This window comes from Methylotetracoccus oryzae (assembly GCF_006175985.1).
GTDB lineage: Bacteria > Pseudomonadota > Gammaproteobacteria > Methylococcales > Methylococcaceae > Methylotetracoccus > Methylotetracoccus oryzae.
In genome coordinates, this window is the sequence record NZ_SRSH01000006.1 from 57,211 (window position 1) to 70,605 (window position 13,395).

10 protein-coding genes and 1 pseudogene are annotated in these 13,395 nt (G+C 60.4%); 8 read left to right on the forward strand and 3 right to left on the reverse strand.

Going from position 1 to position 13,395, the window contains the following annotated elements:
* Position 1: 1 nt before the first annotated feature.
* Both BWR02_RS07655 and BWR02_RS07660 read left to right on the forward strand, forming a co-directional pair.
* Positions 2–244, forward strand: a complete 243-nt coding sequence (locus BWR02_RS07655; protein WP_139557169.1) for a hypothetical protein — start codon at positions 2–4, stop codon at positions 242–244.
* Between the two features lie 16 nt (positions 245–260).
* On the forward strand, positions 261–1,679 hold the full coding sequence (locus BWR02_RS07660) for a mechanosensitive ion channel domain-containing protein (protein ID WP_139557170.1): 1,419 nt from the start codon (positions 261–263) through the stop codon (positions 1,677–1,679).
* 249 nt (positions 1,680–1,928) lie between these two features.
* Here BWR02_RS07660 and BWR02_RS21760 read toward each other — a convergent pair whose 3' ends face one another.
* The gene (locus BWR02_RS21760) at positions 1,929–2,147 is read right to left on the reverse strand and encodes a winged helix-turn-helix domain-containing protein (RefSeq protein WP_521615333.1); all 219 of its coding nucleotides are present in this window, start codon (positions 2,145–2,147) and stop codon (positions 1,929–1,931) included.
* A gap of 56 nt (positions 2,148–2,203) precedes the next feature.
* Between BWR02_RS21760 and BWR02_RS07670 the strand changes: the two genes are divergently transcribed.
* Positions 2,204–2,593: a hypothetical protein gene (locus BWR02_RS07670; RefSeq protein ID WP_162560065.1), complete on the forward strand. Its 390-nt coding sequence runs from the start codon at positions 2,204–2,206 to the stop codon at positions 2,591–2,593.
* A 112-nt stretch (positions 2,594–2,705) separates the two neighbouring features.
* On the opposite strand, the gene BWR02_RS07675 is transcribed toward BWR02_RS07670, so the two are convergent.
* Positions 2,706–3,149: a hypothetical protein gene (locus BWR02_RS07675; protein WP_139557173.1), complete on the reverse strand. Its 444-nt coding sequence runs from the start codon at positions 3,147–3,149 to the stop codon at positions 2,706–2,708.
* 755 nt (positions 3,150–3,904) lie between these two features.
* Entirely contained in the window at positions 3,905–5,284 is a 1,380-nt protein-coding gene (locus BWR02_RS07680) for a sigma-54 dependent transcriptional regulator (protein ID WP_162560066.1), read from the reverse strand.
* 399 nt (positions 5,285–5,683) lie between these two features.
* Here BWR02_RS07680 and BWR02_RS07685 point away from each other — a divergent pair, with 399 nt between their 5' ends.
* The 5 genes and pseudogenes from BWR02_RS07685 to BWR02_RS07710 all read left to right on the forward strand — a co-directional run bounded on the left by BWR02_RS07685 (position 5,684) and on the right by BWR02_RS07710 (position 13,266).
* Positions 5,684–7,735 (forward strand): copper amine oxidase, encoded by a 2,052-nt coding sequence (locus tag BWR02_RS07685; RefSeq protein ID WP_139557175.1) that lies wholly within the window; start codon positions 5,684–5,686, stop codon positions 7,733–7,735.
* 827 nt (positions 7,736–8,562) lie between these two features.
* Positions 8,563–8,700 (forward strand): annotated as a pseudogene (locus tag BWR02_RS21535) (helix-turn-helix domain-containing protein); the annotation flags it as partial.
* Between the two features lie 1,197 nt (positions 8,701–9,897).
* Positions 9,898–10,287 (forward strand): hypothetical protein, encoded by a 390-nt coding sequence (locus BWR02_RS07700; protein ID WP_139557176.1) that lies wholly within the window; start codon positions 9,898–9,900, stop codon positions 10,285–10,287.
* A 246-nt stretch (positions 10,288–10,533) separates the two neighbouring features.
* Positions 10,534–11,499 (forward strand): hypothetical protein, encoded by a 966-nt coding sequence (locus tag BWR02_RS07705; RefSeq protein WP_139557177.1) that lies wholly within the window; start codon positions 10,534–10,536, stop codon positions 11,497–11,499.
* 210 nt (positions 11,500–11,709) lie between these two features.
* Positions 11,710–13,266, forward strand: a complete 1,557-nt coding sequence (locus tag BWR02_RS07710; protein WP_139557178.1) for a class I adenylate-forming enzyme family protein — start codon at positions 11,710–11,712, stop codon at positions 13,264–13,266.
* Positions 13,267–13,395 lie beyond the last annotated feature (129 nt).

The window sequence follows — 13,395 nt, forward strand, 5'->3', positions numbered from 1 at the left end:
GATGGAAACCGGAAAGCCTTTCGACGCGGGAACCCTGGCCGTCATGGCCATCACGCTGGTCCTGTTCATCGCCGCCCTGTTCGCGAAGGGCTTCACGCACGATTTGCTGTTGGAAGCGGGCGTGTTCCTGGTTTCGGTGAAACTGATGCTGATGACCTATCACAACGGCCTCGCGACGGAGCGCATGCAGCGGAAGCTGGACGATATCCACACCGCAATCAAAAACGGGCAGCCACTGCGCTGAGCGCGGGTAGCAAGCGGTGACGCCGCCGCTCCAATCCTGGGTGGATGGTTTGATGGCGGGGCTGGACGCGCCGCTGTTCGATCTCGGCACACAGCCCGTCAGCCTGTCCTGGTTGCTGGAAACGGCGCTGCTGTTGTGCCTGGTGGCATTGGTCACTCATGGCGCGAAGCGCCTGCTGAAGAACCGGCTGTTGCGGCGTTTCGGCATCGGCGAGGCCAACCGGGAGGTGATCGCCGCACTGGTCGGGTTCGTCGTCGCCGTGACCGGCACCGTGCTCGTCCTGCAGGCAAAGGGTCTGAACCTGGCGAATCTGGCGATGCTCGCGGGCGGCCTCGGCATCGGTGTGGGACTGGGCCTGCAGGAATTGACGAAAAACCTGGCCAGCGGCGCCACCCTGCTCGGGGAGCGCAAACTGAAGGTCGGCGACCTGATCGAGTTCGACGGCAAGACGGGCCTCATCCAGGAGATCTCGATCCGCGCCACGGTAATTCGCACCTTCCGGGGTTCCGAGCTGATCGTCCCGAACAGCGAACTGACCAACCACTCGGTCGAGAACTGGAGCTATAGCAGCCGGCGCGGCCGCATCGATATCCCGGTGCAGGTCGAATTCGGAACCGATCCGGTCCTCGTCACCGAACTGCTGCTCCAGTCCGCGTTTGCCGAGGAAGCCGTCCTGCGCGAACCAGCACCGAAAGTCATTTTTCGGCAGTTCGGCGAGTACGGTCTCGAATTCCTGCTGTGGGTCTGGGTCGACCGGATCGATCGCAGCCTTAGTATCCACAGTTCGCTTAACTTCATCATCGAGTACCACTTCCGCCTGCACGGTGTTAGGGTGCCGCAACGCCAGAGCGACGGCTGGGTCGGAATCCCGGACACCCCGGTGCGCGAATCGAACGAGGCGCTGCCCGTGCCGCCGCGAACGCTCCGCGCCCGACTGCTCTCCTTACCGTACTTTCGGAATTTCGACGAACTGCAGATCCGCGGTCTGATCGAAATGGGCCAGCGCCGGGAGTTGGAGGCGGACCAGATTCTGGTCAATCAGGGCGAGCGCGAGCATGCCTTCTGCATCGTGCTGTGCGGGGCGATCGACGCCTTCTACGAAAACCGCAAGATCAGCCGCCGGGTGTTCACTTTCCGCGAGGGGGAGTTCTTCGGCGAGCTGCCGCTGCTGTTGAACATGCCGTATCCGACGACGCTCCGTGCCGTCGAAAGGACGTCGCTGTTCGTGATCCCGCCCGAGAGCTTTCTTTATCTGCTGGAGCGGTACCCGAGACTGAAACAGGTGGTTCTGGACGAAATGGACAAGCGGCGGGAGCAGGTGCAGCTCTGCCGCGAATCGCTGCGCGCACTCGGGGTGCTGGACGATGACCGCGTCGCCAACCCGGTGACCTGGCTGCGGGAGCGGCTGACAAGATTTTTCGGGACTCAAGACTAACGGGCGACGGTAGCTGCACGGCATGGGCCCGGTGTTCCCGGAACGGGTCCTGCCATGCGCTGTGGGCGCCGTATCGACACGGAGTTTGCTGCACGTGCGGTCCGAGTTGTTCCTTGGCTGGTCAGACCGGCGGTGGTGCTCTGCCAGATCGTGGCCATCTGGATAGCTGCTCATGCAGTGTCGCAATGTGGGTTCCCGGTCCGGGAAAGCCCTGTGCCGCCAGCAAACCGGCGTAGTGCCCGAAGCCGTCTATCGTTTCCTGATGCTGGCGGAGCGTAGCGTCGCCAGCAGATCTTCGCTGTCGTCGTTGCCACTCAGTGCGCGAGCCGACTGGACCTTCATTCGCGGCAAGACCGACAGTGTCACGAGCGACCTCTGCCGCGATCCGGGAAGATGTGTGAAGATTTCCGCCGAGAGGTAATCGAACGGGATTTGTCTTTCCTTACCCTCGGTCATTGCGCCCAACATGCCGTTCGGAGTGACAGAACGGCATCAGCAGCGTAAGACCCGCAGCCCAACCCTTGGTGGTCGCGTGCGCCGCATGGAGAAGCAAAGAACGGGTGGTGTTTCAGCGCGGGCGCCATCATCGCCCAGATGAAGAGCCAGTTGGCAACGATCAGCAGCAACACCACGGCTTGCGGCTAACCTTGGACGGCAAGCCACTGGCGGTGAACCTCAAGCGTGATTTCCGCGTGCAGTCGGCCGTGTACCCCGCCATCGTTCCCGACAAGAACCTGTATCAGGCGTTTGGTGAACCCCAGATCAAGGCTGGGAACTACCTGGGAGCCGACGACGCGATCTACGTGATGCTCAAGCCTTTGACGAAAGGGGCGCACACAATGAACTTCAAGGGCAGTTTCACCAACCCCTTCGTGTTTGATCTGGATTTCACGCATGAGCTGGACGTGAAATAGCGAGGTGGCACGACGGATCCGCCGCGACCTGTTTCAATGGCGAAGGGAGGTCCCGAGGCGAGTGGCACGCACTTCGGGACCTTAGGCCTATCTATGAGATCGACGCCAATAATTACTTCTGGCCATCGATATGCTGCAGCACGTCGCCGCTGGAGTCGCGGATTTCGAGGTTGACCCGCAAATTTGCATTGTTTTCAGTGACGTATACCCGGCAGGTGTGCGCCGCATTATTTGCGATGGGGCCCAGGACATAGCAGGCCCGGCCCGGAGGCAGCCCGGGACCGAAGATTCCTGGGCAATTGCTTCCCGGTGACAATCCAGTCACCACATCTGTAACGATGTTACCTGACAGGCTTCCGATACGTGAGAAACCATTATTGAAGTGCACTGATCCGCCGAAAGGTCCTCCAGCGTTGTAGATATAACATACGGCATTAGATTGAGTTGTTCCTGCAAAAAGTGGCGCCGTATTATAGATAGTTGCGGCTGACGTAGTAGTCGTTATGCCGGCGGTGGATACAGCGAGCAGGGCCGCTGTTAGAAATTTCGTGTTCATAGTTTGAACTCCCATTCAACACTGCCAAGAATGGCTTTGCCGTGAAGAAAGCGTGCGAACTTCATCAACAATCAACCTAGAGCGATGCCTTGTAGTCACGCGCCGGAGAGAGCCACTCAGGGGTTTTGGGGTCTCGAAAAACATCCCAGCATGCGTGGCGCAGACTGTTTTCCATCAGGTCTGGCTTCGCTCAGCAGATCGCGACTAATGCACAGCGAATAATGTGCCATATTAATAAGCTGTTGAATAAAAATATCTATTTTTGGTGTTGCTCCCTTGGGAACACCGTTTTGTTCTGTTTTCAGAACAGGCTGTGATGATGAGGCGTTCACCATCCTGAACATTCATGAAGATCTAGGTACTAACTGCCTGAATCAGTTGAATAAAAAACCCCTACAGGGTGTAGAGAAAAATGCACAGTCTGGCCAGGGCGTCAATTAACTCGGGCTACGGTGCGAATGGAGTTACGTGACAGAATGCGCCGCGCAGGCATTGCACATGCGGGCCCCAGTGGATTCTGGACAACTGGAAGGACGCGAGGCGTGAGTAGTCGGATGGCGCTTCGGTCCCTTTAGGGAATGCGTTCGCCGGTAGTCTTTCCCGGAATGCGTCCGGGATGTACCTGGCGGCTCACAAGTTGTGTCCGAATCGGCTGGGGAACTGTTCGCCGCACTTAGGGGATAGGTTTATGAGGCGGCGGTCCCCTTTCCGTGTCTAAACCAACATCGCCAAGGGGATTACGCCGCGGGGGGAGCTTATGCCTGAAGCTGATGCTTGGCGATGAGTTTGTAGAGCGTCCCGCGAGAAACGCCGAGCAGACGGGCTGCCGCGGAGACGCACTGACCGGTATGCCGCAAGCCGTTATGTACGGCATCTTTCTCAGCCAGGTCACGAACTTCCTGGAGTGTTTGCCGAACTGAGGAGAGTTTGCGCTTTTCCAGATCGAGATCCCGGGGTTCGATCAAGCGGCTTTGGCAAAGCACCACGGCGCGTCGAACGCGATTGCTGAGTTCGCGGACATTGCCGGGCCAGTGGTGACGCTGCAGCGCACCCAGGGCATCCTGGCTGAAGCCGTGTATGGGGTGGCAGGCCTCGGGGGAGTACAGGCGCAGAAAGTGCCAGGCGAGTGGTTCGATGTCATCGGGTCTGCTGCGAAGTGGAGGCAGGTTGACAGTGAGTACGCTCAAGCGGAAGAAGAGATCCTGCCGAAAGCGATGTCCGGCAACGGCAGCTTCCAGATCGACATTCGTGGCGGCGATGATTCTGACGTTGACACGCACCGAATCGACACCGCCGACGGGTTCGAGCAGGCCTTCCTGCAGGACCCGGAGCAGGTTGGGCTGCAATTCCAGCGGCAACTCGCCGACTTCGTCGAGAAACAGCGTGCCTCCGTCAGCGGTCACGATGCGGCCCGGTTTTCGTTTGTCGGCTCCCGTGAAGGCGCCTTTCTCGTAGCCAAACAGCTCGGACTGAATGAGCATCGAGGGTATGGCGCCGCAATTGATCGCCACATACGGCCCTGCGGCGCGACTTGACATCTCGCGAACGTAGCTTGCTGCAAGTTCCTTGCCGGTCCCGGTTTCCCCGGTAATCAGGATCGGTGCTTTGGCGACGGCGCAGCGCCGTAGGTCCGCGAGCGCCCGCTTCATCTCGACGCTGCGGTGAACGATCCCGTGGTCGGGATCATCGGGAGGCCGCATCGGCTCCAACAAGCGAGCGAATCCGGCGACGCGTCCGAGGGTGACGAGGAGACGACCGGGGTCGACGGGTAACCGGTGGAAGTCGTAAAAGTGAGAAACCAGGGTATCTCGCAAGCGGCTGTCCAACTCGCGATCGGCTTTCGTCAGTGCGATCCAGAACAGGCCGGGGTTCGCGTCATGGAGGTCGTGCAGCCAGATCTTCAGTTCGCGGACCGGCCAATCCCCGACGTAGAAGATTCCGACCGCCCAGGCCTCGGCGGCAGCCGCGGTGAGGGCTATCGCCGGTTGGTCGACCGACAGAGGCTGCCAGCCGTGACGCTGCAGGAGCGCAGTCAGGTTCGCGGCCTCCTCTCCGAGCCGCGAATCGATCAGCAACACCCTACCGCGAGTCACGGGTGTGCGCGCTGCAATGCCCAGTGTCATGGCGTTATTCATTGGAACCATCCTTCCGTGGCGGCGCAGGGAAGGCCGCCAAAGTGAAGCAGAGCGGAAAGTGGGGAGGCCCAGTGCGCACCGGAGCTTGCGGCGCGGCGCGCTGAATCATGCAGATGATTTGAATGCCCGGATGTTTGATCGCAGTCCCTCTCGGCGACTTCCCTGTCGGGTGCGATGGACGGCATTCGCGTCGAATCCGGTTACGCGCCCCCCAAGCGCCGTCTAAGGCATGGTAGTGAACTGGAAGGCTCCCGGCTATGGGAAACAATACCTATCCCTCAGGGCTTAGGATCCGAATCCGCGGGTCTAGCCGACCTTACCGAGGCTTCGGCCAAGGTTTTGGTGCCCTTTTTGCTGACTGCATCCTGAACACCCTACCAACTGACTTGGGAATTCACGATGCGACACCTTTTGCCCATTGCGGCTTTATCTCTCCTTGCCTCTAACGTGCAGGCTGCGGCGGCACCCGGGAAGCACTTCTCGCCGCGCTTGGCGGCGCGCGAGCTCTGGGGTGCGGATGACATGGCGTCCCGGACCTCATCCGCGGCAAGGACCTGCGTCAACCCGTTGACGCCGCTGACGAAGGGGGAGATCGAGCGCGCCGTGCAGATCGTCAAGGGCGACCCGCGTACCTTTTCCGGTGCATTTTTCCCCACGGTGGTGCTGAAGGAACCGCCGAAAGGCGAGGTGCTGGCGTTTCGGCCGGGCGAGACGGGCTACCGGCGCGAAGCCTTCGTCGAGATGTACGACCGCAAGCAGAACCGCCTGCAGGATGCGGTGGTCGATTTGAAGTCCGGACAGATCGTCAGCTTCCGCACCTATGCGATAGGTGTCCAGCCTGCCACGTACGGAAGCGAGTACGGCGATGTGGGTCCGCTGGTGACCGCCGATGCCGAATGGCAGGCCGCGATACGGAAGCGGGGCATCGACCCGGATGACGTGTACCTCGACATCTGGGCGGGCGGCGATATCCCGATTGCGACCGACCGGGAGGGCAAGCCGCTTCCGCCAGGCACCCGGATGATGCGCGTGCTCTCGTTTTATCGCGGTACCAAGCCCAACCCCTACGACCGGCCGATCGAGGGTGTCGTGGTCGCGGTCGATATGAACCGCTTGAAGATCCTGCAGGTGACGGACACGGTGGTCGCGCCCGTCTCGGTTTACAACGGCAATGCATCGAGCGCCGAGCGGGAGCCCTTGAAGGCCCTGAAGGTGGAGCAGCCTGAAGGCCCCGGTTATCAGGTCTGCGGTAACGAGGTGACGTGGCAGGGTTGGCACTTCCGCTTTGCGATGCTGCCGCGCGAGGGGCTCGTGCTCTACACGATCGGTCAGGAGGAAGAAGGTGCCGTGCGCTCCGTGGCCTACCGGATCAGCATGACCGAGATCTTCGTGCCGTATGGTCTGCCTGACACGAACTGGGTCTGGCGCACCGCGTTCGACATCGGCGAATACGGCATGGGGCGCTACGCGAACCCGCTGTCAGACAAAGGCGACGTGCCAAGCAACGCCGAGTTCTTCCATGCCCGGATCGCGGATGACGTCGGGGGTTCGTACGTGATTCCGAACTCGATCGCGCTGTATGAGCGCGACGGCGGGATGTTGTGGAAGCGCGTCGATCCCACGTCCGTCGTACAGGACAGCCGGAAGGCTCGCGAGCTCGTTCTCACGTCCAGCGCCTGGATCGGCAACTACATCTACGGCGTGGAATACATTTTCCGACTGGACGGCTCACTGGAAGCGCGGGTCAACGCGACCGGGACGACGCTGAACCAGGGCGTCAACAGCTTCGAAGAGGGGGAGGCTTACGGCCGCACCATGGACAGGAACAAGTCGACGGACGCCGGCAAGGCGCTGGTCGCGGCGCCGAACCACCAGCATTTCTTCAACTTCCGTATCGACATGGACATCGACGGCCCGACCAACCGGGCGCTGGAGAGCAACGTCAAGTCGGCCCCGACGGACCTCGACAACGCCTTCGTCAGCGAAGAGCGCGTGCTGGGCAACGAGGATGCGGCGAAGCGCGACATCAACATCGACCGGACGCGTACCTGGAAGGTCGTCAGCAGCACGGCGAAGAATGGGCTGGGCTCGCCGACCGGTTATACGCTTTATGCGGGCGATGTCGCGGTGCCGTACGCATCGCCCAATTTCGCCGCTCGCCAGCGTGCGGCCTTCGTCGATTACCCGTTGTGGATTACCCAGTATAAGGAAGACGAAATGTTCGCGACCGGCGACCACCCCAATCAGGGACAGGCCGGCGAAGGTTTGCCGCAGTATTCCAACGGCGAAGCGCTCGCGGATACCGACGTGGTGCTGTGGATTTCCTCCGGGCTGACCCATATCCCGGATATCGAACAACACCCGGTCATGAACAACGAAAGCGTGCAGGCATTCCGCCTGACGCCTTACGGGTTCTTCCGGCGGAACCCGGCGCTGAATCTGCCGAAGTGATGGATCGTTAGGGCGGCGCGGCGGGTTCAAGGGCGTTGGGAGAGCGCCCTCGCTCGGCTGCGGCGAATGTCTGAAAGTGAGGGATGATGGCAACCCCGGCTGTGAAGCCGGGGTTTCTTTTGTGCGCTAGAGCCCCGTTGAAGGGTACGTTGTTTTTCCTTCCAAGGCCCTGATGGAACTCGCGAATTTGGCTGACAGGTCTCCGGTCATCAGGTACCGAGGGCGTGGTGTACAAGAGATTCCATGGCACTCCCTAAGTAGGCTACCCGTGTCAAGAGTCACGGGTGTCTGCCGGACCTTGGGCGGATCAATGAGCGCTAGAGGACTATGCGCCCTGGGCGTATAGTCTAGTAATGCTTACCGTCGTCGAAACCCCGCTCTTCCAGAAGCAGTAGCCGCTCTACTGGACTGAGGAAGAATGAGGCGCTTTCGGCGCCTACATCGCGGAGCGCCCTACTGCCGGAGATGTTGTGCCCGATCCGGTGGCATTCGTAAGGTGCACTGGGGTCGAGCAGGTTCGGGCAAGTCGGGTGGTGTCCGGGTGATCTATTCCACTCGGAACGCCGAAGGTGAGGTCGTCTTGCTCACCCTGTATGCCAACACCAGGACTGACAACCTCACTGGTCCAAAGTTGAAGGAGATCCGTCGTGTCCTCGAAGAGTAAACCTCTGAATGCCAGGGAACTGGCGGCATACGAAGCAAAGCGAGACCTGGCTGCAGAGCTGCTCGAGTCCGTGCGCGAAATGAAGGCTGGCCAGGTCAGGGTTGTGTCATTGCCTGTCATTGAAGCGCGCAAGAAAACGGGCCTGTCCTAATCGCAGTTCGCAGCGCTCATGGGTGTGTCAGTTCGGACGCTGCAAGGCTGGGAGCAAGGCCGCAAGCAGCCTAGCGGCGCAGCTCGCACGCTTCTCGCCATTGCCAGCACCAATCCCAAGGCACTGCTTGCTGTGGCGGGCCACAAGTAAGCATGCGGAGAAAGCCGCCCAACCCTTCAGAAGGGTCACCGATTTCCTGCGAGTTCCGTGTCCCGCACAATGGTTAATCGCGAGCTGTTCGAACAACCGCTGCGGCCCATGATCTCCAGGCGATACGCTCGCGTTTGAACAAGGAGAAGTGAGCAGTCGGATCGAGTATATTCCAGGAAGAGATCGAGGTGATGGCGGGCCCATGGGCCAAGATGGTTCCCCAAGGGCTGCCGAGGAAATCGAATGATGGCGCAGAAAAGCAACCTGACTCCGTTTCCCCGGGGGTTCGCGTTGGAAAACCGGGAACAGACCACGGCTTTTCAGTTTTTGACTCAGCGTTTCTAGAAGCGCATGCATCATGTATCAAACCGCCCTCCGATCGGTAGGTCATCAACTGCAGAACCGTGGTCTGTCCCCTGTTGCGTGTCCCCTGTTGCGATTGCGCTAATCAAGCGACTTGCGGTTCATAAAGCCACTTTCTCGGAAAAGGATATGTTGCACAAGCTACGCGTTTTCCTGATGCCAGAGTCCGCTACGTCTCTTAAGCTTATATTTGACAATGTCAGGAACTACGCAATATGCGGTGCACTGCTTGTCTACGCACTCTGGGTTCTCTCGCGGGGCGCTGAAGTTGAAGGAGCACGGAGCTGGCAGGTTCCGTTCGGATTAGGCACGCTACAAATGAGTGCGACGGAACTTAAATTCACTGGCGCAACGGCCCTATTAGCTACCGCTTCGCTTTCAATACTGAACGTGCTACAGACTTGTCTTCTTATCTTTCATAGGCTCTTGCCACCGCTACCAACAGCATTAGACACACAAACTCCTCCATCACCGCCAGGAAAAGGAGTGTCGCCCTTTAAAGCGTTAGCTCTGATAATCACGTTTCCCTTTGTGACATATTTTGCAGTCCAACTGTTTTTGAATCTGCTCGCTGCTGCCGCAGCCTTCGTGGCTATGTAGTGGAATCCGGAAACAGAACACGGTTTATCGCCTTTCGGATCGTCGTATCGGAAAGGCGCTGGCATCATGTATAAAATGGCCCTCAGAACGGTCGCTTATCAACGGAATAACCGCGGTCGGTCACCTAATTGTATTGTGTTCCTATTGATTTCTGACTCTTCGCCTAGCCGTACGGCCGGGGCGGCGTAACCTGGCGTTAGGCCTCACAACACCCCAAACAGAGGGAGCGTGACCGTGGCGGAAAACAGCTCAATCGCAACCACAGAACAGTACAAGAAGGCACTGCTGTCCCTGCGAGACAAGAGCTTGCCAGATGGCCACTTGGCGATGCTTCGTGCACAAGGTCACTCGCAAGATGGCACCATAACTGCGACGAAGCTTGCGGAAGCGGCCGGCTATGATAACTTCAACGCAGCAAACCTCCAGTACGGCATATTGGCCTGCAACCTGGCTGGGTTCCTGAACTACAACCCACCCAAGCGGAAGGACGGTTCACCAATGTGGTGGACCGCTCTTTCGTATTCCGTCGAAGGCAACGTGGAACCAGAGACAGGCCACTTCCAGTTCATCATGCGCCCCGAGTTACTGGCGGCTCTCCGCGAGATGAAGTGGGTCCGTTCGTAATGCTGGCGATTGCCGGCGCTGCGCGTCCTTGGTAGCGTTTAGGGTAACGGTAAGGTTGATTGCTGCGTGGTAATGCCGCGCGTTTTGCTCAGATAGGAATCGCACTCGATACCCGCTATACACAGGCACGATATCTATCCTGGCAGTCAGTACGCAGACCGACGGGCGGGTGTAAGGGTGCATGAGATGTCACGGCTGGTTATCGTCGGCGAGACAGTCATGGGTTTTGAAAGCAGGAGGCTGGAAATGCGATCAAAACGCGGAGAGAAGGAGCGGTTACTCGGCCAGTGGGCGCGGGGCGCTGTGGCCCTGTTGACTGTGGTGACGCTGGGTGGCGGGCAACAGACGGCACGGGCTGACGATCTGTCCCAAGGCTGGGAGGCAGCAGGCTTCGTCAGCGAGTTCGAGGATGCAAGTCGTGTCCCGTCGAGCGAGGGAACGACTGAGAAGAACGTGGCAACCGTGACTCGCCGGTCCCGGGCCGGCGATTTCCATGATTTCCTCCGACTCATCTGGGTTCCTCCGGGCCTGAAGATTACGACGCTGGGCAAGCCTCGAGCGAAGCGGGCCTTTTTCACGGTCAGCTCATTTTTGAACCCGCCGGCCCCAGTCGATGCAGTGGTCCACTTCGTTGGCAACAACTACCGCACAGGCCAGGATCTCGGCGTGATGGTTTGTCGGCCCTTACCGAGCGACCTGCCGAGGACGGATCCAATCCTCGCTACTTGGCCCAAGGTGCTGCCGGTTATCAAGAGCGAATTAGGTGATTGCGCGGCGGGCACGCTGACGCGAGGCGAGAAGGAACTCTGTGCCGTGGCGGAGCGCTATCAGGACCGAAGGTTCTTGGTTTACACCCGCGGCCTCAAGGAAACCCTGAACTTGGCGGTGGAGCTTTTCAGGACGGAAGCGCGCCGCAATGCCCTGTGGGACGATTTCAGCATCGGCAACGCGTTCAGCGGTCTCGGCTTCACGATATGGGGAAGTTCTACCCCTGAAGCGTCGACAAAGGCCTTGTACACGGCGGTCGTTCTGCAGCGCTCGGTGGTTCCCGAGTACCTGCTCAGGAATGTAACCCTGCAGGAAGCCAATTGCCGCTGTGTCCAGGTTCCGGAGTCCGAAGCCTTGCATCAGGAACTCGTGGATCCGTCGGCGATCTGGGAGGCGGGCGAACTGGATCAAGGCGCATGCCGGCAGTTGCCGGCGCTGCCTTGATCCAGGCTGTCGGTCGATACGACACGAGGGAAAAGGGTGCAAAGTTCCATTGCGCGTTAGGTGAGAGACGTGTGAGGGCAATCCGACGCCATTTCTGCATGGAAGAAACCGGCAACAGACCACGGCTTTTCGGATTTCCGGCAGGCTGCCCGTAAGGCCTACTGCGCAACGGCTGCACGCCATTTTCATCAGACTTCCGGAGGAAACGCGATGACACTGGCCACTTTGCTGGTCGAGGCTTGCCGCAGCCGGCCCTCGGCGGTCGCGCTGATCGACGGGCTTCGGCGGTGGACTTATGCCGAGCTCGATGCCGCCACGGACCGTCTGGCCGAGGGTTGGCGCCGCCGGCAGGTCCAGCCCGGAGATCGGATCGCCCTGTTCATGCCCAATTGCGCCGAGCTGGCGTTCGGCTACCTGGGCTGCTTCAAGCTCGGCGCCGTCGCGGTGCCGTTGAACGCGCGCTATAAGGCGCCCGAAGTCGCGCACGCACTGGTCGATGCCGGGGCCAGCAATCTGGCGGTCCATATCAGCCGCTGGCCGGAAGTCGAGTCGCTCGATCTGGCCGCGCTCGGCGTGAGGAACTGCCACGTCGTCGGTACGGACGCCGCGCCGCCCGGCACCTTGCTGTGGGATGCGCTGATGGGGCCGACTGAGTGCATGCCCCCGCCCGCCGCCTTCGGTCCGGAACAGCCGGCGGCGATCCTCTATACCTCCGGTAGCACCAGCCGGCCCAAGGGCGTGGTTTACACCCACGGGACGCTGTCGGCCAGCAACCGCATTCAGACCGCGGCCTGGCAACTCGATCCGCAGGACATCCAGTTGATCACGCTGTCGTTCGCGCACGCGGCCGCCTTGTCGACCCAGTTGCTGCCCAGTCTGGCGCTCGGGGGCACCAACGTGCTGCTCGATGCGCCGACACCGGGCGAGACCGTGGCGGCGATACGGGCGCACGGGTGTACCCGGCTGGTGATGTTGCCCGCGGTGCTAGCGGATCTGGTGGACCATCTCGAACACCAGCCGGCCGACTTGCGGTCGCTGCGCAGCGTCGTTGCCGGTGGCGACATCGTGCCGCAACGCATACAGGAACTTTTCCACCTGAGCAGCGGGCTGGAAATCAGCGAAGTGTGGGGCATGACCGAGTGCCTGGGATCGATCAACAACCCGCCCTTCGGTTCGAAGGTGCCCGGCTCGATCGGACGGCCCGCGCCCGAGGTCAGTGTCAAGCTGATCGATCCGGACGGACAGGAAGTTGCCGATGGCAACGAGGGTGAAATCCTGATCCGCAGTCCTGCCCTCACGGTAGGCTATTGGAACAATCCCGCAGCCACGGCGGCCGCAATCGTCGATGGCTGGCTGCATACGGGCGATCTGGCCCGGCGGGACGCCGACGGTGTTTATTGGTTTCTCGGCCGGCGCAAGGAAATCATCGTACGCGGTGGCTCGAACATCTCGCCGCTGGAGGTGGAGGAGGTCATCGCGCAGCATCCGGCCGTGCTCCGGGTCGGCGTCGTCGGCTTTCCCGACGCACGTCTGGGTCAGATCGTCGTCGCGGGCGTCATGCTGGATGCCGATCATCCCAGCCCCAGCGAGGACGAGCTACGCCAGTTCAGTCGCGAGCGTATCGCGTCCTACAAGACCCCCGAGCGCATTCATTTTCTGCCGGAGCTGCCTCTGAATCCGGTCGGCAAGGTCGACCGGCATCGGTTGCTTGCGCTGCTGCAGGGCGAAGGCGCTGTAGGGGCTACTCCCGGTCAGGTGAGTCGGTGACATACCAAGGCTTTATGGTGAGCCCTGGATGGACATCATTCGCTTGTGCCGCGAGCCACTTGAGGGGTGGACGGTCGCGTGATCGAGCTACAAGAGCTGTGTAGACACGCCTTCGACACGGCATGGCAC

Bases quoted from the DNA above. Each gene is read 5' to 3' on its own strand.
- BWR02_RS07655 (WP_139557169.1), top strand. From the start codon at position 2: ATGGAAACCGGAAAGCCTTTCGACGCGGGAACCCTGGCCGTCATGGCC.
- BWR02_RS21760 (WP_521615333.1), bottom strand. From the start codon at position 2,147: ATGTTGGGCGCAATGACCGAGGGTAAGGAAAGACAAATCCCGTTCGAT.
- BWR02_RS07675 (WP_139557173.1), bottom strand. From the start codon at position 3,149: ATGAACACGAAATTTCTAACAGCGGCCCTGCTCGCTGTATCCACCGCC.
- BWR02_RS07680 (WP_162560066.1), bottom strand. From the start codon at position 5,284: ATGAATAACGCCATGACACTGGGCATTGCAGCGCGCACACCCGTGACT.
- BWR02_RS07685 (WP_139557175.1), top strand. From the start codon at position 5,684: ATGCGACACCTTTTGCCCATTGCGGCTTTATCTCTCCTTGCCTCTAAC.
- BWR02_RS07705 (WP_139557177.1), top strand. From the start codon at position 10,534: ATGCGATCAAAACGCGGAGAGAAGGAGCGGTTACTCGGCCAGTGGGCG.
- BWR02_RS07710 (WP_139557178.1), top strand. From the start codon at position 11,710: ATGACACTGGCCACTTTGCTGGTCGAGGCTTGCCGCAGCCGGCCCTCG.